The sequence below is a fragment of the Streptomyces sp. NBC_00289 genome, assembly GCF_041435115.1.
Classification (GTDB): Bacteria; Actinomycetota; Actinomycetes; order Streptomycetales; family Streptomycetaceae; genus Streptomyces.
Genome location: NZ_CP108046.1, coordinates 6,299,296 through 6,318,057, shown reverse-complemented (window position 1 = coordinate 6,318,057; position 18,762 = coordinate 6,299,296). Strand labels below are relative to the sequence as shown.

The following is an 18,762-nucleotide window of genomic DNA, read 5'->3' as shown; positions in this document are numbered from 1 at the left end:
GACTTCCCCTTTGGCCATCACCTCTTACCCCTTCGACTCTCAGGCCGTCACCGAGACGCAGTTCTCGCAGATGTTCCGGGAGTTCCAGGACACGGGCGTCGTCGCCTCGTTCGGCGCGTCCTCGGGCTTCGCGGTGTCCGCCGGCACCGGCATGGTCCTGAACGTCTCGTCGGGCCTGGCCTTCGTTCGCGGCTTCATGGCCCAGTCGTCGGCGACCGACACCGTGACCATCCCGGCCGCGAACACCTCGGTCCGTGTCGACCGGGTGATCCTGCGACTGGACCCGGCAGTGAACAGCATCGTCCTGGCGGTGAAGCAGGGCACCGCGGGCTCGACCACTCCGGCGGCCCTGACCCAGACGGACACAGGCATCTACGAGATGCCGCTCGCGCTGGTCACGGTGAACGCGAACGTCACCTCGATCACGAGCGGAGACGTTCAGAGGACCCGTCCCTATGTGGGCTCGCGCATCCTCGTGTGGAACAGCGCCACGCGACCCGCGTCCCCGCGCATGGGGCAGATCGGCTACAACGCCGACACGTCGTCCTTCGAGTTCTGGAATGACACGGCCTGGGTGCCGCTCATCTCCAACGTGGACTGGTCGGGCCTGTCCGGGAAGCCCGCCACGTTCCCGGCGGCCGTCCACACGCACAAGTGGGCGGACATCAGTGATGCCCCCACGTCCCTGCCTCCGGCCGCGCACACGCACGACTGGGGACAGGTGACGGGCAAGCCGACGACTTTCGCCCCCGTTGCGCACGAGCACAACTGGTCGGAGCTGAATCAGGTCCCGACGACGTTCCCGCCCGCGACGCACTCCCACACGTGGTCGAGCATCACCTCGAAGCCGAGCACGTTCACTCCGTCGTCCCACTCGCACTCGACCTACCTTGAGTCGGGGGACACGATCTCGTGGGCCAACGGCACGAAGCGCGTTCACGCGGACAGCGTGAGCGGCTCCGGGACGTACTACGCGGTGTGGGTGCAGGGAGACGGCACCTTCGCGCGGAACACCTCGTCCCGCCGCTTCAAGCAGAACATCCGGGACATCGACATCGACCCCGATGCGGTTCTGTCCCTTCGCCCCCGCGTCTACGACCGGCGCCCGAAGGAAGAGGGCGGGGAGTACCTGCGGGACGAGTTCGGCCTGATCGCCGAAGAGGTCGCCGAGACGCTGCCCGAGATCGTCACCTACGACGAGACGGGGCGCATCGACGCCCTCCGCTATGACCTGCTCGGGGTCGCCCTTCTGTCCGTGGTGCAGGACCAGGCCGACCGCATAGACCGGCTGGAGTCTCAGCTCCGGGAGCTGGGCCGATGAGTTTTGACCCCTCTGTTCAGGTCGCCGTCGTCACCGCCGGCGGAACGGTCGGCGTGGCCCTGGTCGGCGTCCTGGTCGAGCTGGTGAGGCGACAGGGGTCAGCACTCGCCGAAGTGCGTGAGCACGCGCAGGAGGCCCGCGAGCAGGTCTCCAACACCCACAGCACAAATCTCCGGGACGACTTGGACCGCGTGATCGCGGGACTCGATCGCGTCCTCGAAGGCCAGGCCGAGCACAGCCGGGACATTCGCGGGCTCCGCGCTGACCTGTCCCATGAGCGCATCGAGCGCCTGGCGGTGTCCGAGCGTCTCGACTCGCACATCTCCTCTGTCTCTGCCGCCTAAATCTCCCCGCTTCCCCCGAGGCCCTGTCCCCACGGACGGGGCTTTTTGCATGTCCCGAAGGAGGACGCCCCTTTGAGCAAGCAGGCTCAGAAGATCGTCGGTATCGCCCGTGCCGAGAAGGGCTACCACGAAGGCCGCTCGGGCGGTCACTGGAACAACGACCAGAAGTACAGCGACCAGACGCCGGGCCTTGAGTGGTCCGACCGGATGGCGTGGTGTGCCGTCTTCGTCTCGTGGTGCGCGATGAAGGCTGGGCTCGCCGCCCTGTACCCGCGTACCGCTTCCTGTGCGTACGGCGTCGACTGGTTCAAGGACCGGAAGCAGTTCGGCTTCACGCCGAGGGTCGGCGCTCAGGTGTTCTTCGGCAAGAACGGCGGCTCGCACACCGGCCTGGTAGTGGCCTTCGACGACGAGTGGATCACCACCGTGGAAGGCAATAGCAACGCCACCGGCTCGGCCGAGGGCGACGGGGTGTACGAGCAGAGGCACCGCCGTAAGGACGCCTGGGTCTACGGCTACGGCTACCCGGCCTTCAAGGCGGACGCCCCGAAGCCTCCCGCGCACGTCCCGGCGAAGCCCGCCCCGAACCGGATCGTCCCTCTCGCTGCCGGCGTACATCCGGGCGCCCACCACAAGCAGGTCAAGGAGCTTCAGCAGCTCCTCGTCAAGGCGGGCTACGGCCCGATCCCTGGCGCCCCGTCCGACTTCTACGGCCCCGAGACGCAGCGGGCCGTAGCTCGATTCCACGACCGCAACCCCAAGTACCGCGCTGTCCTCCATGACCCGCGGATAGGACCGAAGGGCTTCGCTGCCCTTCAGAAGCAGGCAGGCCGCCGATGAAGAACAAGCTGACCGGGCCTCTGGCCCTGATCGTCTCGTCCCTCCCCGTCCGCTACCGCTCGCGCGTGGGGGCCGTCCTGGCGGCCCTCGGCGTCCTGGTGAGCGTCCTCGCTGTCACCTACGCCGACCGGCCCGAGGTGGCTCTCATCGTCCAGATCGTGACCGCCCTCGGCCTCGTCGAGGGTTCTGACTCTGAGGACTCGCCCTGATCCTCGGGTAAGTCCGACGCCCCTCCTCACTCCCTTGTCTCGGGGGTGGGGAGGGGCGTTTTTGTCGCCTTCAGGACTCGGACGAGCCTGCCTTCATCTTCTCGATCTGTTCCATGGTCATCACGGGGGTGCGGCTCGCCCGGCGCCTGGGGACAGTTCCCGAGGCAACCTTCTTTGCTGTCGCCGCCTTCTTGACCGGCTTCGCCTTCGAGCTGGGCGAGTCGTCGGCCTCGGCCTCTTCCAGGGGCCCGAACAGCTTCTCAACCGGGGCCACATCGACGGCGCACAGGTCCCGCGTCTTCGCCGTCCCGTTCTCCGGGGTGAGGGTGTATCGGATCGCGGGCCTGTCCCGCCGTTCGCACACATCACATACGCGCACGGTGATCGTTACGTCCATTCCTCCGCGTCTTTCCTCGTCTGGCGGGACTCTCTGTACACATTGTCCCGCCAGACAGGGTGCGGATCAAAGTTGACTGGTCAGTCAGGCGTTCTGGAGACGCGCGAGGTAGCGGCTTCCGGTCCGCCGGTCGCGGCCCATGAGCTTCGCGAGGGCGGGGCCGGTCACCTGCTCGCCCTTGGCGGTCAGAGCCTCGGCCGCCTTGCGGATCTCCTCGTCGCTGGGGGTGGGGCGGCCGGGACGGCGGCGAGAGCGGGCCTTCGCCACCTCGTCGACCGGCGGCTCGGTGCCGTCGAGGGTCGGCTGAACGGGCTCGCCGTCCTGGTCCTGGTCCTGGTCCTCGTCGACCTCGAGTTCCGCCGGCACCTTGATGGGGGCGGGGCGGGCAGCACGGATGACCATGTGCGCGACGTGTCCGGCGACGAAGGCGGGGACAGCGGAGACGGCGGCGACCAGCTCCTTCGAGGAGGTCATGTAACCGGCGGCGATCCAGTGCGCGACGACCTGTCCCGTCAGGGTCATGGCCAGGGCGCCTATCGCGCCGACGATGGCGCTTCCCCGGCCCTTCTCGCCCTTCTCGCGGGACTCGACGAACCAGACGGCGACGACCGCGTAAACGGACATGCAGACCGGCATACCGGCGGCCACGATCTCGCTCCATCCGGCGAGGCGGGCGAGCTGGTACTCGCCAGGGGCACCCATGGCCAGGGCGACGGACAGGACCACAGCGCCGATGGCGTAGGCGTACCAGGGCAGGCGGGCGTGCGTGGGCATAGCTGTGCCTTTCAGGAGTGGTGAGGAAGGAAGTGCGAGGGGGCTGTCAGGCGCGCAGGGCGGCGCGGACGGCGAGGTACTCGGCGCTGGGGCCGATGACGGGCTCGGTGATCTCGCCCGTGGTGCAGTCGATCTCGAAGGCGGTCGTCATCCCGAGGGCGCACTCGGTGCAGATGCCGGAGTCCTGGCCAGCGGGCAGGAGGTTGCCGCAGCGGTCGGCGCACTCGGCGTACTGCTTCCACTGGCGCTTGCGCTCGGGGCGCTTGCGGTCGAGGCGGTCAGCGATGACGGAGGCGGCCGAGTACATCTTCTGCGGGAGGCCCTGCGTCACGGCGTCGGTGATCTCGGCGATGGTGGCGCCACGGTCGAGCCAGTCAGCGACGGCCGGGGTCAGCTTGGCGACCTGCCGGTCAGACAGGCGGAGGCGGGAGTCGACCGCAGCGAGGCGGCGCAGGATGCGGGCTGCCTCGGCGGCCTGCTTGTCGTCCTGGTTCTTCTCGCTGGAGCCCTCCCTCTCCCTGGCCACGGGCTCGGCCGCCTGGTCCTCGACGGGCTCAGCCGCAGGGGGGAAGGGGGGGTTCTTTTCCCCGTCCTTAGAGAGATCCTTTTCCCCGTAAGGGGACGTGCCCGTGTTCCGGGTGGCCGCAGGAGCGGTGACCGGACGGGTGGGAACCGGAGCAGAAGCAGTTGCCGGCGTCTCGTACACGTCCACGGTCGAGACGATCTGGTTCGACTCCTCGTCGCGGCCGGTCTTCGTCACCCAGTACCCGAGGTCGCGCAGCTCCTTGACGGCCTTGGCCACCGCGGATCGGCCCTGCGGGTAGTTGTCGGAGAGGGTGCGAACGTTCTCCTTGACCCCGTTGGGCAGGGAGAGGACGAGGGCGAGGATGCCGCGCGCCGTGTGGGACATGCGCGGGTCCTGTATCGCGCGGTTCGCGATGATCACGAAGTCGCGGTCATGCCTGGGGTTACGATGAATCTGCATGGGAGGGTCACATCTCCTGTGCCAACCCGGTCGGAGATTGCCGTCTCGCGGCCGGGAACCAGACCCCCGGAGATTGCCGTCTACCGGGGGTCACCTTTACCTGTGTGTTGCTGCGACAGCTTCGCTGTCTGGCGTCAGCTTGACACCAAGGTCATCTGGGTGTCAACTTAAAGTCCTGACAGAGCGACAGAGTTGTAGTCCTGAAGGACGAGATCGGCAGAGACCACAGGGGGACACATGCCACCGAGGAAGATCCAAGACGAGGCGGAGGTCATCCGCTGGTTCGAGGAGGGCAAGACCTATGAGTGGATGCAGGCTGAGTATCTACGGAAGTACAACATCGAGACTTCCGTCCCCATGTGGTCCGCGTTCCGTCGCCGCAAGGGCCTTGACCGGCGCAATCTCCGTGACGACAGCCTGATCCCGTGGAAGATCAAGGCCGAGCACCGGCACATGTATCCCGCAATCATGCTGCGGGTCGAGGGCCGTGTGCGGGCTGACCGGAACAACTCCGAGCGGGACCTGAACCGCGTGACCTCCTGGAAGGAGATGCTCGCCGAGGGGAACCTCGTCGTGCACTACGACCCAGACACCGAGGACGGTTTCTTCTATGTGCCGCGCGAGGATGGCGATACCGACCTGATCCGCAGGCCGAAAGATGCCACAGGCAACAAGGCTCAGGACTAGGGGTAGCACTCCACAGCATTCCCTCAGACCCCCGTCGTACTCCGGCGGGGGTCTTTCTCATCCCAGAGGAGCATGACCTTCCTCACCTGCGGGTTTTACAGTTTCTTCGCGATTCAACCACCGGGCCCGTACGGGTGACGTAGGTCACCGGGCGCCTTTCAGGGTCAAAGTTGACATCGCCATCCGCGCGGACGTAGAACGGTCTCGCAAGGTTCCATTTTTACAGGAAGGGGGGCAGACGTGGGCTGCTCGAATGTGTTCCAGGCTGGCCCGAAGGTCCGCCTCGACGGCGTTCCTCCTTGGCACTGCTCGTTGGTAGCGGAGCCTGACGCGTCCGGCCGCGAGATGCGCGTCGCCCTCGACCAGGCGGAGGCGCTCGGCCTGGAGCCCGTTCCCGACGAGGAGCACGAAGCCGAACTTCTCGAAGACGGCCGGGTCCGGATCTGGCTCCGGCCGAACGACCTCGACGCCGACCCGTTCGGCAACTCCGTCCCGTCCGTCTACCTCGCCATGGAGGCCGCGTGAACATCGTCGACCTGACGCCCGAGGCGACCGTCCCCCGTGACGGCTGGGACCGGCCGCTCGTCATCCCGAAGGAGGGTGGCAAGCCGAAGGCCCTGACCCGCACGACGACCTTCATCGACTGCATCGAAGACAAGAGCGCGATCTCCGATTGGAAGTCGCGCATGACCCTGGTCGGGGCCGCGAAGCGCCCGTCCATGCTGGAAGTTGTGCGGCAGCTCGACCCCGAGGACGCCGACGACAAGCGCAAGCTGAACGCCCTGGCCGAGCAGGCACAGGACATCTCCGGCGCCAACCTGAAGCGGGAGAAGGGCACGCACCTTCACACGCTCTCGGAGTACGTCGACCGCGGGGAGGCTCTGCCCGCCGGCACCGCTTCCCGCGACCTGCGGGACATGGCCGCGTACATGGGCTCGACGGTCGAGTTCACCGTGAAGGCCGTGGAGAAGTTCGTCGTCGTGCCCGAGCTGGGCACGGGAGGCACGTTCGACCGCGCCCTCGAATACGCCGGGCCGGGCCCGGACGGGGATCGCGTCGAGGGCTTGTTCATCGGCGACCTGAAGACGGGCTCCGTCCAGTACGGCGGCCTGAAGATGGCGGCCCAGCTCGCCACCTACAGCCGGGGCGAGTTCTACGACTACACCCGCTTCCCCGTGGACACGGCGGACAAGAAGGCGTTCGCCGCCTGGAAGAAGCGAGTGGTGCCGGCGGATGAAGCCGCGACGGCCTACCGCCCCATGCCCGAGGTCTCCCAGAAGTGGGGGATCATCATCAACCTGCCCTCCGGCTCCGGCGAGTGCACCCTTCACTGGGTGGACCTGGAGATCGGCTGGGCTGCGGCCAGGCTCGCCCGCGAGATCCGCGCCATGCGGAGCGTGAAGGGCGCCATGCGCCCGTGGGTGAGCGGTGTCACAGAAGAGAACGTCGCTTAACTGCGACTCCCGTGTTAAGTTTGACCCCAGAGCAAGGAGCGAAGGAGCGAAGTGCGAGCGGATCAGGAAGGCGCGGTCACCCCCCAGGGTGACGGCACGATCGGCGTGACCATCAAGTACGGCAAGTCCTACGAGGACACGTGGGCGGTCTTCCGTGGCACTGTCCCGGAGGTTCGTTCCCTCATCTGTGACTACTTCGGGTTCGAGTGTAAAGATGTAACCGGCCTCTCGCTGAGCAGCCTCGTCGTCAACGCGACGAACCTCGCTCACGGGAAGGGCAACATCGCCGCGATGCTCGACGCCCGAGTCATCGCCGAGGACACGACCCCCGACTCTGCCCCGGCGTCCGCTCCGGCGAACGACCCGTGGGCGACCGCTTCGGCGGCCAAGCCCGAGACTCCGAAGGACAACGGCTCGGCCTGGATTCTCGGCGAGATCGAGAAGCAGACCAGCATCGCTGACCTTCAGAAGCTCTGGGCTTCCAACCAGGCGATGTTCGCCGACCCGGCCGTGATGACCGCCTACAAGGCGCGCGGCCGAGCCCTGAAGACCGCGTGAAGACGTTCGGCGCCGTAGTCGCCGCGGCCTTCATCGCGACTCTCATCGCCGGGGCCGCGTGGGTGTGGACCTCCGCTCCCTGCGGTCTCTGGACCTTCTCGAAGGCGGGCGACATGCCCGCCCGCTGCCTCCCCCATCACTGAGACAAGACACCTAGGAGATACATCCGTGCAGATCGTTGACATCCCCACCGTTGGCGGCGGCTGGTTCAAGCCGGGCGACGTGAAGGACGCCCTCGCCTTCCTGATCGAGGTCCACGAGTACGAGGACCAGCGACCCACCCCGAACGGCCCGAAGGACTCCGCCCTGTGCGACGTGTCCGTGTTCGGGAACATGGCCGCGCTGGACGCCGGCACCCCCGAGGTCACGAAGGGACAGCGGATCGAACAGACCCTCCTCGCCCGCGACCTGAAGCGGGTCGTCGGCAACGGGACCATCGTGCGCCTGGAGCAGGTGCCCCCGAAGCGCCCCGGTCAGCACCCCGCCTGGGTGTGGCGTCCGGTCAGCGACCCCGGCGTCCGCGACAAGATCCTCGGGTACGTGAAGGCGCGCGAGGCCGCTGTCGAGGCCGCCGTCTCTGCGGCCCCCGACTTCGACTGATGCTCCGATTCTTCGCGGGGCCGATGGGCGCGGGCAAGTCCACGCTCGCGCTTCAGATGGCCTTCAACTACCGCAGCGCGGGCCGCGAAGGAGTCCTCCTCACTGGGCCGAGCCGGGATGGCCGCATGTCGTCCCGGCTCGGCGTAGCCGAGGAAGCGTTCCAGGTGTCGGAGTCCTCCGATCTGGTCGCGCTCCTCTCGGGGGCGAGCTTCGCCGTCGTGGACGAGGCGCAGTTCCTCAGTCCCCGGCAGGTCGAGCAGCTCGCAGCCGTGGTGGACCGGGAAGGGGTGGCGGTCGACTGCTTCGGTCTCCTGACCGACTTCCGGTCGCACCTCTTCCCCGGCTCCGGCCGCCTGGTCGAACTGGCCGACGCAGTGATCCGCCTACAGGCGGATGTCTTCTGCTGGTGCCGCAGGCCGGGCCTGATCAACGCCCGCATCGAAGGGGGCCGGGTGGCCCGCTCGGGCGCTCAGTTCCAGGTGGGCGATATCGGGTCCACGTACCGCGTCCTGTGCCGACTGCACTGGGCGCAAGGAATCGCAGAGAAAGGAAGCTAGGTGCTGACTCCCGCACGGTCGCTCGCGCTGCATGCCGAGTCCGGCAAGGAGCTGCCCCGCGTCGAGGCGTTCGAGGCGCTGTATCAGATGGGGTGCCGTCCCCGGCACGGCGAAGTCGTGATGATCGCGGGCCGCTCGGGTACGCAGAAGTCGGGCTTCGCGCTGTTCTGGACGGCGATGATGGCTCTCCCGACGCTGTACTTCTCGGCGGACATGTCGGCCTTCACCGCATCGTCTCGGCTCGCGTCGATGATGACCGGCGACACCACGGAGATGGTCGAGGCCGGGATGGCTGCCGGCGGACGCCATCGCGAGGTGTACCTGAACTCGCTGTCCGGTCTGCCGTTCACGTTCTCGTTCGGTTCGCCGATCACGTGGAAGGCCATCGACGAGGAACTCGGCGCCTGGGTCGAGCTGTGGGACGACTATCCGCAGGTCATCGTGTTCGACAACCTCATGGATTTCGACGGGGCCGAGTCGGACTACACGGAACAGATGGCCGTGATGAGCGGGCTCACTGAGCTTGCCCGTGCGACCGGCGCGACCGTGATCGTCCTGCACCACGCCTCCGACAAGTCGTGGGAGGCGAAGTCGGACCCGTGGGCCCCGCCGTCCCGTGATCAGGTGAAGGGCGGCTTGTCGGAGAAGCCCGAGCTGAGCCTCTCCGTGGCGCTGGACCCGAACTCGCACGAGTACCGGGTCGCGGTGATCAAGCAACGCATGGGGCCCTGCGATCCGACCGCCCGGCGGTACGCGTCGATGCGCTGCCACCCGGAGGTGACCCGCTTCTCGAAGCTCGAACGGGTCTTCCCTACGACTCCCCCCTCTCAGCCCTGGTCTCCGACTGACGCTCTTACGAAGGCGGTGTAAAGATTGACCTCGATCAGTGATCGCAACCGAGCCAACAAGCGCAAGGGCGCTTCCTGGGAGACCGAACTCCTCGCGGGCCTGCGGTCGGTCGGCGAGGACGCCGAGCGGCTCCGTCTGACCGGGGCCGAGGACGAGGGCGACCTCGTGATCCGGGAGACCGGCGGCACCTATCTGGTGATCGAGGCGAAGAACGCCGCGCTCACGCCGGGCCCGTTCCTCGACGAGGCCGAGGTTGAGCGCCTGAACTTCGCCCGGCACCGCGACCTCGACCCGTTCGACGTGGACTCGATCGTCATCGTGAAGCGCCGGGGGAAGAACTGGCGGAAGGCGTTCGTCCTGACCACGGTCGAGGACTACTTCGATCTGCGGGGCGTCGAGTGAGCGCCCTCACCTTCGAGGAGGCCGCCGAGCTGGAGCGGCTCACGATCGAGCTGGGCCGCTTCGATCTGGACTCGGCGGCCGAGCAGGGCTTCGAGTCCCTCGGTTACGACGACGAGCGGGGCGCCTTCCTCGGGAGGCGGCTCGCGTGAGAATCCAGCGGCTCGAAACGAGCGAGGACGGCGAGCACGAGAAGCCGACGCTCGAAGCGGTCCTCGATCACTACGAGGTGGAGTACGACTCCCACCGCGCCTCGGGCATGGCTCCGTGCCCGTTCCACGACGACAACACCCCCTCCTTCTCCTGGAACACGGACCGGCAGCTCTGGAAGTGCCACTCGTGCGGGAAGGGCGGCGACGCATTCACTCTGATCATGGAAAAGGAGGGCACTGACTTTGTCGGAGCACGAGCCCTTGCAGCCTCTCTCGCCTTCGCAACGAGAGATGCTGGAGGAGGCGGTGAGCGCCTATCAGGCAGCTCTTACGCCGGGCGCCGCAAGGTATCTCCTCGACCGGGGGATCGGTCGCGAGGAGGCGGCTACACACCGGCTTGGCGTCGTCGGTGACCTGCCCTTCCCCGGTCATGAGCGGTTCCGCGGAATGCTCGCGATCCCGTATCTCGACCGGAACGGCTCGCCCCTGACGGTCCGCTTCCGCTGCCTGGAAGACCACGACCACCGGGCCCACTTCCACGGGAAGTACAACTCGATCAAGGACGATCCCCCGCGCATGTACGGGATCGACTCGATTCATCAGGCGGGGGACACCCTCGACGTGACCGAGGGCGAACTCGACCGCGTGATCCTGCGGAAGCTCGGGCTGTTCGCGGTCGCCATCCCCGGCGCCTCGATCTTCCAGGGCAGGCACAGGCGGATGCTCGCGGGCTTCAACCGCATCCGCGTGTGGGGCGATCCCGACGATGCCGGCGCCGAGTTCACCGCGAAGCTCTGCCGGGCCCTGCGGCAGGCGCGAGGGATGCGCCTGCGGGACGGCGACGTGACCGAGACGTACATGCAGGGGGGCGCTCAGGCCCTCCTCGGCGTGATTCAGGAGGAGGGCCAGTGACGGAGACGACGGCAAAGAAGACGGCGGCCAAGAGGCCCGCGCGAGCGGCTGACCCCCTCGCCTCCGTGGTGGCCGAGGTGCACGGCGCGGCCAAGGTGATAGCCGACCTGCCTTCGCATCTCGTCGGCGGCGTACACCCGAAGCGGGGCACCGATGCCTACCGCAGGCGCGGTGAGGAGTGGGCCATCATCAACGCCGACCGGGGAGAGGTCGGAGTCCTGGGTGTCGATGGCCTGGCGATCGAGGTCGCCTTCGCGGCCTTCGGCGGGCGCACGCCGGAGGAGATCCGCAAGGGCCTCGTACGGCTCGCCTCCCTCGCGGTCGCGGCCATCGGCCAGATCGACCGGGGCTCGAAGTGACGGACCTGCCGGGCAGTCCCGGCCCGACCCTGAAGCGCATCTACGAGGAGCTGGAGCCGGACGCGCGGGAGACCGTCGTTCTCCGTCTCCTCGACGGCTCCTCGGCCGAGCGCCTGGCCCTCGTCCTCCGCCGGCACGGGCACACCGTGTCCGCTTCCACGATCCGTACGTACCGACGCTCTCTCCGGGATGGTGTGTAAAGTTTGAACCGCTCTGAGCTGCTGACCGACCTTCTCTCGACCCCGACCGCCCCGCCCGTCCGCCAGGACCCGGAGCGGGACTTCACCCGTCAGATCGAGGTCTCGGGCGACGCGGCCGAGGTGACCGTTCGCGGCCCCGAGGGCATGGACCCGGAGGGTTCGGCGGCCGACGTGCTCCGCACTCACCAGCTCGACCCTGCCGAGTGGGAGGTGACCGGCTTCCGGTCGAGCGAGTGGACGATGGCGAACGGGGAGCCGGGCGTCTCGGCCCGCTTCTCCTTCGGCCGCCGCAAGGTGCCGGCGGTTGTCGAGCGGCTCGACATCGACGAGCTTCTCGACGTATTCGACAAGGGCGCCGGGTTCGTGCCGGTCCAGGAGGACGGGGAGTTCACGTACGTTGTCGCCCTGGGCGACATGCAGTTCGGGAAGATCGACGGCGACGGGTACGAGGGCACGATCAAGCGGGCGATGGACTGCATCGACCGTGCGGTCGAGCTGCTGGAGACGTACCGGGAGCGGTTCAGCATCGAGCACGTTCACCTCGCGTGGCTCGGCGACCACATCGAAGGTTTCGTCTCGCAGGGCGGGGCGAACACGTGGCGGACTCAGCTCACCCTCACCGAGCAGATCCGCTTGACCCGCCGACTGATGGCTTACGCGATCATCCGCTTCGCTTCGATGGTCTCCCGGCTGACGGTCGTTGCCGTCCCCGGCAACCACGGCGAGGCTGTCCGGCCGGGCGGCAAGGGCGTGACCCGCTACGACGACAGCCACGACACCGAGGCCCTGATCTCCGTGAGCGAGGCCCTGACCCTGGCGGGCGAGGAGTACGCCCACGTCGAGGTGTTCGTCCCGGACACGGACGAGCTGACGGTCGTCGTCGAGTGCTCGGGGACCGTCGTCGCCCACGCTCACGGTCACCAGTGGCGGAGCGGCAAACATTTCGAGTGGTGGCGGGGCCAGGCGTTCGACAAAGCGTCCGCGATGCACTCCGCGGATCTCCTCCTCGCCGGTCACCTGCATCACGAGCTGATCGACACGGACGGCCCGCGCACCTTCGTGCAGGTGCCGGCGATGGAGTCCGAGTCGACATGGTGGCGGCACCGCACCGGCACCCGAGGGGCTCCGGGCCTGATGGTCCTGGTCACCCGTGACGGTCAGGTGCCGGTGAAGGAAGTGGTCAGGTGACGGCCGAGGCCGCTGACTGGCGCGTGCTCGACCTGCCCGAGGTGGTTGCCCTGGCAGGTCGGGCCGCCCGCCGTATCGCGGACGGCTACGAGGACTCGCTGACTATCGAGTACGAGGACGCCCGGCAAGAGGCCCTGATCGTCCTGGCGACGAAGCCGGGGATGGTGAACGAGTGCCTCGCCGATGACTCGCTCGGCCTGGGCGTCCTCTATCACCGCCTCGTCCGCGACCTGATCGACCACGTGAAGACCGAGGCGAAGTACCGCGTCCGGCACACCTCCTACGAGGCGGCCTGCGATGCGGCCGAGAAGGGGCGTGTGTGAGCGGGTACGACCGACGACTCGTCGAGCACCTGTTGCCGGCGGTATGGGACATGGAAGCCGCGTACGGCATCCGCAACCCCACCGCCCCGGACGCGGACATGCCGAAGGGGACCGTCGACAAGAAGTCCGCAGGAGTGCTGTTCGCCCACCTCGCCGATATCCGGCGGGGCTGGGCGGCGGCCCCTCTCTCCCTGCACGAGAAGCGGGCGGTGTTCATGCGCTTCGCCCTCGACTGGGACGACCGGCGGATTGCGGCCCGCGAGGCAGTGACCGACCGGGCCATCCGCTACCGCCTTGAGCGCGGGGTCGGCAAGATCGCCGCCCACCTCAACGGCACTGACTACATCGACAGTTACGACGAGTTGGAGAACGCAGCGTGAGCGAGACCCCACCCGAGGGCCCGGCCCCGGTTCAGCCCCCGCCCGGCATGACGGATCTGATGTTCGAGTACTGGGACGACGCGACCCGGACCTACTACGAGCGCCAGGCGGACGGGTCGATCACCTCCCGTCCGTACAACGCGGCCGAGCTAGCGAAGTACGAGGCGGAGGTCGCGCTCGACGCCCTTCAGGCCGAGGCCAAGGCCGCAATCGCCTACCTGGATGAGCGGATCGACCTCTGCCTCGCCTTCATGTTGGCGCCCGAGCCGACCGCCGAGGACACGGCGGCACAGATCAAGGTGCTGTCCGACCTCTCGGCGTACGACGCCGGAGCCATGAAGCGAATCATCAAGGTTCTGTCCGTCATGTTGAACCGCCCGATCGGCTGACCGGCCCCTCTCCCAATCCACCAGCACTACCTAGGAGTTCATCATCAGCACCATCTCTGTCCCCTTCGGGCCCACCGGCCAGACCGTGTATGAGAGGACGTACAGCCGGACGAAGGCGGACGGTTCCCGCGAGGTCTGGCCCGAGACCGTCCGGCGTGTAGCCGCCGGCAACCTCGGTCTCGTCTACGGTCCGGCCGAGGGCTGGAGCGCGGACGTGCGGGCCGAGTACGACGAGCTGGTCTCCCTGATGGACCGCTTCGCTGTCATCCCGGCAGGCCGCCACCTGTGGGCGAGCGGGGTCAAGGGCAGGCAGTACCTCTTCAACTGCCACGTGTCCGGCTGGGGCGAGCGCCTGTCCCGCCACTTCGAGTTCAGCTTCCTTCGCCTCATGGAAGGCGGGGGCGTCGGAGCGAACTACAGCTCGCGCTTCCTGGCGCCGTACGGGGCCCCTCGCCGGGCCCTGACCGTGCACATCGTGTGCGACCCCGCCCACCCGGACTACGAGGACATGAAGGCCGCGGGCGTCCTGTCCGACGCCTACGACTCCGACTGGGACGGAGCCTTCGAGGTCGAGGACTCCCGCGAGGGCTGGGCCGCCGCGCTGGTCGACCTGATCGACACCTTCATGACCGACGACGAGGTGAAGCACAGCCACCGCGTGTACGACGTGTCGCGCGTGCGCGGCAAGGGTGCCCGCCTGAAGACGTTCGGCGGTGTCGCCTCGGGCCCGGCCCCCTTCGGCCGGATGATGCAGGAGATCGGCCGCGTCCTGTCCACCTCGTCGGGCAAGGAGTTCTGCGGCTTCACCGAGTGCTCGAAGACCCTGTGCTTCGACTGCAAGCGGGCCCGCCACCTGACCCCCGTCGAGGCGATGGAGATCGACCACGCCATTGCCGAGTGCGTGGTCTCTGGCGGCAACCGCCGGTCGGCCCGCATGGCGATCTGCCATTGGGCGGACCCGTACATCGAGCAGTTCCTCTCGGCCAAGGAGGACACCTCGAAGCACTGGACTACCAATGTGTCGGTCGAGATCGACAGCGACTTCATCGAGTACCTGGCCGGTGGGCGCATCGACGACTTCGGCCCCGGCGGCGAGGAGCTGGCCCGCATGGTCCACCGCAGGGTGGTCGAGGGCATGCTCCGGAACGGTGAGCCCGGCTACTGGAACTCGACCCTCTCCAACGTGGGCGAGGTTGGTACAGTCGTTGCTACAAACCCCTGTGGCGAAATTGCGCTCGAAAGCTGGGAAAACTGTAATCTCGGGCATATCAACCTGGATGCCTTCGTAGTGGACGGCCACGAGGCGTACGACGAGGGCGGCCTCACGCGGGCGCACGAGCTGATGACCCGCTTCCTGATACGCGCAACGTACGGCGACGTGAACGACGCCGAGCAGGCCGAGCGCCTGGCCGCCAACCGGAGGATCGGCGTCGGCCACCTGGGCGTTCAGGGGTTCCTCGCCAAGCAGGGCATCCGCTACAGCGAAGCGCCGGCACACACCCGCTTCCGGATGCTCCTGCGCAGCCTGGCCCGCACGGTCCGCAAGGCCGCCCGCGAGTACGCCTTCGAGCTGCGTATCCCGGAGCCGGTCAAGACGACCACGGTTGCGCCCACGGGCACCGTGGCCAAGCTCCCCGGCGTGACCGAGGGCATCCACCCGATCTACGCGAGGACGTTCCTGCGGCGCGTGCGGTTCTCCGTGACCGACCCGCACCAGGCCGCGAAGGTCGAGGAGTTTCGTGCGGAGGGGTACGACGTGGAGCCGTGCGTCTACGACGCCTCGGGTAACACGATGGTCGTCACGTTCCCGACGCTGGACAAGCTCGTCGAGGAGGTGGAGTCCCTCGGCTACCCGGCCGATCTGGTCGAGTCTGCCGACGAGCTGAGCCTTGACCAGCTCCTCGCCTTCCAGGCGATGTATCAGGCCGAGTGGGCGGACAACGCCGTCTCGTTCACGGCCAACGTGCCCGAGGGCCTCGACATCGACGCGACCATGGACGTGATCGAGAAGTGGCTCCCCCACCTGAAGGGGACGACGGTCATGGTCGACGGCACCCGACCGCAGGCGCCCTACGAGCGGATCAGCCGGGCCGAGTTCGACGGGTACGCGCTGTTCCGGATCGAGGACTCGACCGACGAGGACTGCGCGTCTGGGGCTTGCCCTGTTCGCTAGCCCTGTGTAAAGTTTGACCCCCTCTTCGGAGGGGGTCTTCTTTGCGTTGACCCGTTAAGCTGTAGCCATGTCTTTCACGATGAGTTGGGCCCTCGCCGCACAGCATGCCGACCAGTGGACCGGGGACGACTTCGCCGAGGCCGCAGCCGTCTTCCGGACACGGTGCATCGCAACGATGCTGGCCGCTGGCATGAAGCCCGAGCAACGCGGCACGTTCTACGAGGAGTTCATCGGCCCCATCGGGGAGCGCATCGCCAACCAGGGCCGCACGGCGATCGAGGCCGGGCGGGAGTGGGACACGGCGCGTGGCCCGATCCTCCTCGCCCTGGCCCCCGCCGCTTGATCCAACTCGAAGGCCCCTGCACTGTGTTCACGCGCAAGGCAGGGGCCTTTGTCCTGCCTGGCGTCCTTGACGGGCGCCCACGCAGGGGTGAAGTTATTGCAAGCTCATGCAACCCGCTCGACAGGTGAGGTCTCCATGGCTCTACGGTTCATCGGTATCGACCCCAACACGGGAGGCGGGAACTGCCCTGCCGTCTGGGTCGACGACGAGACGGACGAGATCGTTCTTCAGGGATGGAAGGCTGACGAGGCGACGACGGATCGGACTCGGCAGGACAGTCCCCTGCCCGACACCGAGGCGGTGATCCGTCTCCCTGCCCGCATGGCCCCGATTCTGAGGAAGGCCCTAGATGACGCCGAAGGCTCAGGTTCCTAGCTTCGACGACCTCCTCTCTTCCGCGACGCGTTCCGCTCTCCACCTGGAGATGCGGGACGTGTACGCGGTGGCCGAGGAAGAGGACGAGATGCGCCTCTGGCGCTCGGGCGCATGGACGCTCGACGACGGGCGGAAAGCCCTCGCCGAGTGGATGGATCTCGTCGAGAGCATCACGAAGCGCGGGGTCTCCGTGCGCCGGGCCCGCATCGTCTCCGTGCCGGTGACGGACTACGTCAGGTACGAGCACGCACTGACGCCCCTGAACCTCTCGGCGGGCGAAGAGGTGCGATGGCTGCCCCGCCGCGAGGCCCTCGGCATCCCGTTGCCGGCGGCTGACTTCTGGCTGATCGACGAGCGGCTCGTCCGCTTCAACCACTTCTCCGGCGAGGGTCAGGCGGTCGAGCCGGAGATGAGCGAGGACCCGGCGGTCGCCGCCCTGTGCGCGTCGGCCTTCGCCGCCGTCTGGGACAGGGCCGCACCGCACGGAGAGTTCCAGGTCTGACCAGCACGCGCACCGGATAGCCGAGCCATGTCGTCACCATCGTCCAGTGTCCAAGAGGCACGCAAGGCCATCGCTGACCGCCTGCGGCACATCCGCCAGGACGCCGGGCTGACCGGCCGAGACCTGGCTATCCGGTGCGGCTGGAACCCCTCGAAGGCGTCGCGGATCGAGAACGCGAAGACTCGCCCGTCCGACCAGGACATCCGCGAGTGGTGCCGGGCTTGCGGGGGCGACGACCAGGCGGACGACCTGATCTCAGCAACCCGCACCGCGGATTCCATGTACCGCGAGTGGCGCCACCTTCAGCGCACGGGCATGGTCCGTAACCAGACTTCGGACATGCCGCTGTACCAGCGGACCCGCCACATGCGGGTGTACTGCTCGAACGTCGTGCCCGGCCTGTTGCAGACGCAGGGCTACGCCGAGGCCCTCCTTGGGACCATCGCGGACGTGTTCGAGACGCCCAACGACGCAGCCGAGGCGGCGACTGCCCGCGTCGAGCGATCGAAGGTGCTGTACGACGGCTCGAAGCGGTTCGCCCTGCTCGTCGAGGAAGACGTGCTGTACTTCCCCTTCGGGGACGCCGAGACGATGGCTGGTCAACTCGGCTACCTGCTTACCGTGATGGCCCTGCCGAGCGTGTCCCTCGGCGTCATCCCCCGCACGGCCGCCCGGCGCATGTGGACGCTGGAGGGCTTCCTCGCGTTCGACACCGCTCAGGTGCAGGTCGAGACTCTCTCCGCGAACATCATCGTCACCCGGCCGAGCGAGGTCACGCTCTACCTGCGGGCCTTCGAACGCTTCTCGAAGATGGCCGTCTACGGGGCGAAGGCCCGTGCGCTGATCCTGGAAGCCATGACCGCGCTCGGGTGAAAATCTGCAATCTCGTGCAATCTCCTGGCCCCTCAACTCTCCCCGTCTCTAGCGTCATTGGTGAAGCAGACACAGCGGGAGCGGAGGTGGCGGCATGGCTGACGGGCTTGCGGTCGGCGAACTCGGCCACGATACGAAGCGGGACAGCGTGGGCGAGATCATGGCCTTCCAGGGTGGCAGGTACCTCCTCCGTCCGATCGGCGGCGGAAGGGAGTGGGAGGTCGACCCGGACAACCTCGCGGAGCCGGACGCCTCCGCCCGCCTGCGGGCTCGCGTGGCCGAGCGGAACAGGAGCGCGCTCTGATGCGATCGGTCTTCCGCTTCGTGGACTACACGATCAACCACGTGCCCGAGGGCGGCGTGATCTGGGAAGCGCACTGCGGGCCGGGAGGCTGCGACTGGTCAGCCCAGAGCGACTCGGACGAGGAGACATCCAAGGCCGCCATCCGGCACACCGCAGAGACCGGGCACAACCTCTTCCGCCGCACGGTCAGCGACCACGCCTCCGTCATGCCCGTTGAATCCGCCGGCACCGTTCTGCCCCACCGGCTCTCCGCCCTTGAGGTTCCTAGGCTCCCCCGTGCCTAACGCGCAGACTCGGGGGCGGAGACTAACGCCG

The 18,762-nt window shown here is 67.7% G+C and carries 31 protein-coding genes; 28 read left to right on the top strand and 3 right to left on the bottom strand.

From position 1 onward, the window contains the following. Nucleotides 1-10: 10 nt before the first annotated feature. The 4 genes from OG985_RS28655 (at nucleotide 11) to OG985_RS28640 (ending at nucleotide 2,714) form a co-directional block, all read left to right on the top strand. On the top strand, nucleotides 11-1,321 hold the full coding sequence (locus OG985_RS28655; protein ID WP_371671220.1) for a tail fiber domain-containing protein: 1,311 nt from the start codon (nucleotides 11-13) through the stop codon (nucleotides 1,319-1,321). After that, entirely contained in the window at nucleotides 1,318-1,665 is a 348-nt protein-coding gene (locus OG985_RS28650) for a DUF2746 domain-containing protein (protein WP_371671219.1), read from the top strand. The genes OG985_RS28655 and OG985_RS28650 overlap by 4 nt, the downstream gene beginning before the upstream one ends. Before the next feature lie 72 nt (nucleotides 1,666-1,737). Next, nucleotides 1,738-2,505 carry a CHAP domain-containing protein gene (locus tag OG985_RS28645; protein ID WP_371671218.1) on the top strand — a complete coding sequence of 256 codons (768 nt, stop codon included), beginning with the start codon at nucleotides 1,738-1,740 and terminating at the stop codon, nucleotides 2,503-2,505. Continuing rightward, on the top strand, nucleotides 2,502-2,714 hold the full coding sequence (locus OG985_RS28640) for a hypothetical protein (RefSeq protein WP_371671217.1): 213 nt from the start codon (nucleotides 2,502-2,504) through the stop codon (nucleotides 2,712-2,714). Before OG985_RS28645 ends, OG985_RS28640 begins: the two co-directional genes overlap by 4 nt. Before the next feature lie 70 nt (nucleotides 2,715-2,784). Here the strand turns inward: OG985_RS28640 and OG985_RS28635 are convergent, their stop codons facing one another. From OG985_RS28635 to OG985_RS28625, 3 genes are all read right to left on the bottom strand, one after another. Beyond that, on the bottom strand, nucleotides 2,785-3,111 hold the full coding sequence (locus tag OG985_RS28635) for a hypothetical protein (protein WP_371671216.1): 327 nt from the start codon (nucleotides 3,109-3,111) through the stop codon (nucleotides 2,785-2,787). Nucleotides 3,112-3,195: 84 nt separating this feature from the next. Further along, complete coding sequence (locus OG985_RS28630) at nucleotides 3,196-3,885, bottom strand: hypothetical protein (RefSeq protein WP_371671215.1); 690 nt, start codon at nucleotides 3,883-3,885, stop codon at nucleotides 3,196-3,198. A 46-nt stretch (nucleotides 3,886-3,931) separates the two neighbouring features. After that, nucleotides 3,932-4,870 (bottom strand): hypothetical protein, encoded by a 939-nt coding sequence (locus tag OG985_RS28625; protein ID WP_371671214.1) that lies wholly within the window; start codon nucleotides 4,868-4,870, stop codon nucleotides 3,932-3,934. 237 nt (nucleotides 4,871-5,107) lie between these two features. On the opposite strand from OG985_RS28625, the gene OG985_RS28620 reads away from it, so the two are divergent. The 24 genes from OG985_RS28620 to OG985_RS28505 all read left to right on the top strand — a co-directional run bounded on the left by OG985_RS28620 (nucleotide 5,108) and on the right by OG985_RS28505 (nucleotide 18,731). Beyond that, a complete protein-coding gene (locus OG985_RS28620; protein WP_371671213.1) occupies nucleotides 5,108-5,557 on the top strand; it encodes a hypothetical protein in 450 nt (149 codons plus the stop codon). 345 nt (nucleotides 5,558-5,902) lie between these two features. Continuing rightward, the gene (locus OG985_RS28615) at nucleotides 5,903-6,082 is read left to right on the top strand and encodes a hypothetical protein (protein ID WP_371671212.1); all 180 of its coding nucleotides are present in this window, start codon (nucleotides 5,903-5,905) and stop codon (nucleotides 6,080-6,082) included. Next, nucleotides 6,079-7,011, top strand: coding sequence for a hypothetical protein (locus OG985_RS28610; protein ID WP_371671211.1), 933 nt, complete (start codon nucleotides 6,079-6,081; stop codon nucleotides 7,009-7,011). Before OG985_RS28615 ends, OG985_RS28610 begins: the two co-directional genes overlap by 4 nt. Nucleotides 7,012-7,062: 51 nt before the next feature. Beyond that, nucleotides 7,063-7,569, top strand: coding sequence for a hypothetical protein (locus OG985_RS28605; RefSeq protein ID WP_371671210.1), 507 nt, complete (start codon nucleotides 7,063-7,065; stop codon nucleotides 7,567-7,569). After that, nucleotides 7,566-7,712 carry a hypothetical protein gene (locus OG985_RS28600; protein ID WP_371671209.1) on the top strand — a complete coding sequence of 49 codons (147 nt, stop codon included), beginning with the start codon at nucleotides 7,566-7,568 and terminating at the stop codon, nucleotides 7,710-7,712. The genes OG985_RS28605 and OG985_RS28600 overlap by 4 nt, the downstream gene beginning before the upstream one ends. A gap of 25 nt (nucleotides 7,713-7,737) precedes the next feature. After that, a complete protein-coding gene (locus OG985_RS28595) occupies nucleotides 7,738-8,169 on the top strand; it encodes a hypothetical protein (RefSeq protein ID WP_371671208.1) in 432 nt (143 codons plus the stop codon). Further along, nucleotides 8,169-8,726, top strand: a complete 558-nt coding sequence (locus tag OG985_RS28590; RefSeq protein ID WP_371671207.1) for a thymidine kinase — start codon at nucleotides 8,169-8,171, stop codon at nucleotides 8,724-8,726. The genes OG985_RS28595 and OG985_RS28590 overlap by 1 nt, the downstream gene beginning before the upstream one ends. Next, nucleotides 8,727-9,596, top strand: coding sequence for an AAA family ATPase (locus OG985_RS28585; protein ID WP_371671206.1), 870 nt, complete (start codon nucleotides 8,727-8,729; stop codon nucleotides 9,594-9,596). It abuts the gene before it with no gap. A 3-nt stretch (nucleotides 9,597-9,599) separates the two neighbouring features. Next, a complete protein-coding gene (locus OG985_RS28580) occupies nucleotides 9,600-9,977 on the top strand; it encodes a hypothetical protein (protein ID WP_371671205.1) in 378 nt (125 codons plus the stop codon). After that, nucleotides 9,974-10,126 (top strand): hypothetical protein, encoded by a 153-nt coding sequence (locus tag OG985_RS28575; protein WP_371671204.1) that lies wholly within the window; start codon nucleotides 9,974-9,976, stop codon nucleotides 10,124-10,126. The genes OG985_RS28580 and OG985_RS28575 overlap by 4 nt, the downstream gene beginning before the upstream one ends. A gap of 107 nt (nucleotides 10,127-10,233) precedes the next feature. Further along, nucleotides 10,234-10,539, top strand: a complete 306-nt coding sequence (locus tag OG985_RS28570; RefSeq protein ID WP_371674520.1) for a CHC2 zinc finger domain-containing protein — start codon at nucleotides 10,234-10,236, stop codon at nucleotides 10,537-10,539. Then, complete coding sequence (locus OG985_RS28565; RefSeq protein ID WP_371671203.1) at nucleotides 10,433-11,038, top strand: toprim domain-containing protein; 606 nt, start codon at nucleotides 10,433-10,435, stop codon at nucleotides 11,036-11,038. Before OG985_RS28570 ends, OG985_RS28565 begins: the two co-directional genes overlap by 107 nt. After that, nucleotides 11,035-11,397, top strand: coding sequence for a hypothetical protein (locus OG985_RS28560; protein WP_371671202.1), 363 nt, complete (start codon nucleotides 11,035-11,037; stop codon nucleotides 11,395-11,397). The genes OG985_RS28565 and OG985_RS28560 overlap by 4 nt, the downstream gene beginning before the upstream one ends. After that, nucleotides 11,394-11,597, top strand: coding sequence for a hypothetical protein (locus OG985_RS28555; RefSeq protein ID WP_371671201.1), 204 nt, complete (start codon nucleotides 11,394-11,396; stop codon nucleotides 11,595-11,597). Before OG985_RS28560 ends, OG985_RS28555 begins: the two co-directional genes overlap by 4 nt. 3 nt (nucleotides 11,598-11,600) lie before the next feature. Beyond that, entirely contained in the window at nucleotides 11,601-12,785 is a 1,185-nt protein-coding gene (locus OG985_RS28550; protein ID WP_371671200.1) for a hypothetical protein, read from the top strand. Further along, nucleotides 12,782-13,108, top strand: a complete 327-nt coding sequence (locus tag OG985_RS28545) for a hypothetical protein (RefSeq protein WP_371671199.1) — start codon at nucleotides 12,782-12,784, stop codon at nucleotides 13,106-13,108. Before OG985_RS28550 ends, OG985_RS28545 begins: the two co-directional genes overlap by 4 nt. After that, a complete protein-coding gene (locus OG985_RS28540; RefSeq protein WP_371671198.1) occupies nucleotides 13,105-13,488 on the top strand; it encodes a hypothetical protein in 384 nt (127 codons plus the stop codon). The genes OG985_RS28545 and OG985_RS28540 overlap by 4 nt, the downstream gene beginning before the upstream one ends. Then, a complete protein-coding gene (locus OG985_RS28535) occupies nucleotides 13,485-13,877 on the top strand; it encodes a hypothetical protein (RefSeq protein ID WP_371671197.1) in 393 nt (130 codons plus the stop codon). The genes OG985_RS28540 and OG985_RS28535 overlap by 4 nt, the downstream gene beginning before the upstream one ends. Before the next feature lie 40 nt (nucleotides 13,878-13,917). Continuing rightward, nucleotides 13,918-16,050 (top strand): ribonucleoside-triphosphate reductase, adenosylcobalamin-dependent, encoded by a 2,133-nt coding sequence (gene nrdJ, locus OG985_RS28530; protein WP_371674519.1) that lies wholly within the window; start codon nucleotides 13,918-13,920, stop codon nucleotides 16,048-16,050. Between the two features lie 67 nt (nucleotides 16,051-16,117). Continuing rightward, nucleotides 16,118-16,393, top strand: coding sequence for a hypothetical protein (locus OG985_RS28525; RefSeq protein ID WP_371671196.1), 276 nt, complete (start codon nucleotides 16,118-16,120; stop codon nucleotides 16,391-16,393). Nucleotides 16,394-16,742: 349 nt separating this feature from the next. Then, a complete protein-coding gene (locus tag OG985_RS28520; RefSeq protein ID WP_371671195.1) occupies nucleotides 16,743-17,270 on the top strand; it encodes a DUF6879 family protein in 528 nt (175 codons plus the stop codon). A gap of 27 nt (nucleotides 17,271-17,297) precedes the next feature. Beyond that, nucleotides 17,298-18,143 (top strand): helix-turn-helix domain-containing protein, encoded by an 846-nt coding sequence (locus OG985_RS28515; protein WP_371671194.1) that lies wholly within the window; start codon nucleotides 17,298-17,300, stop codon nucleotides 18,141-18,143. Nucleotides 18,144-18,237: 94 nt separating this feature from the next. Further along, a complete protein-coding gene (locus tag OG985_RS28510) occupies nucleotides 18,238-18,447 on the top strand; it encodes a hypothetical protein (RefSeq protein WP_371671193.1) in 210 nt (69 codons plus the stop codon). Beyond that, on the top strand, nucleotides 18,447-18,731 hold the full coding sequence (locus OG985_RS28505) for a hypothetical protein (RefSeq protein ID WP_371671192.1): 285 nt from the start codon (nucleotides 18,447-18,449) through the stop codon (nucleotides 18,729-18,731). Before OG985_RS28510 ends, OG985_RS28505 begins: the two co-directional genes overlap by 1 nt. Nucleotides 18,732-18,762 lie beyond the last annotated feature (31 nt).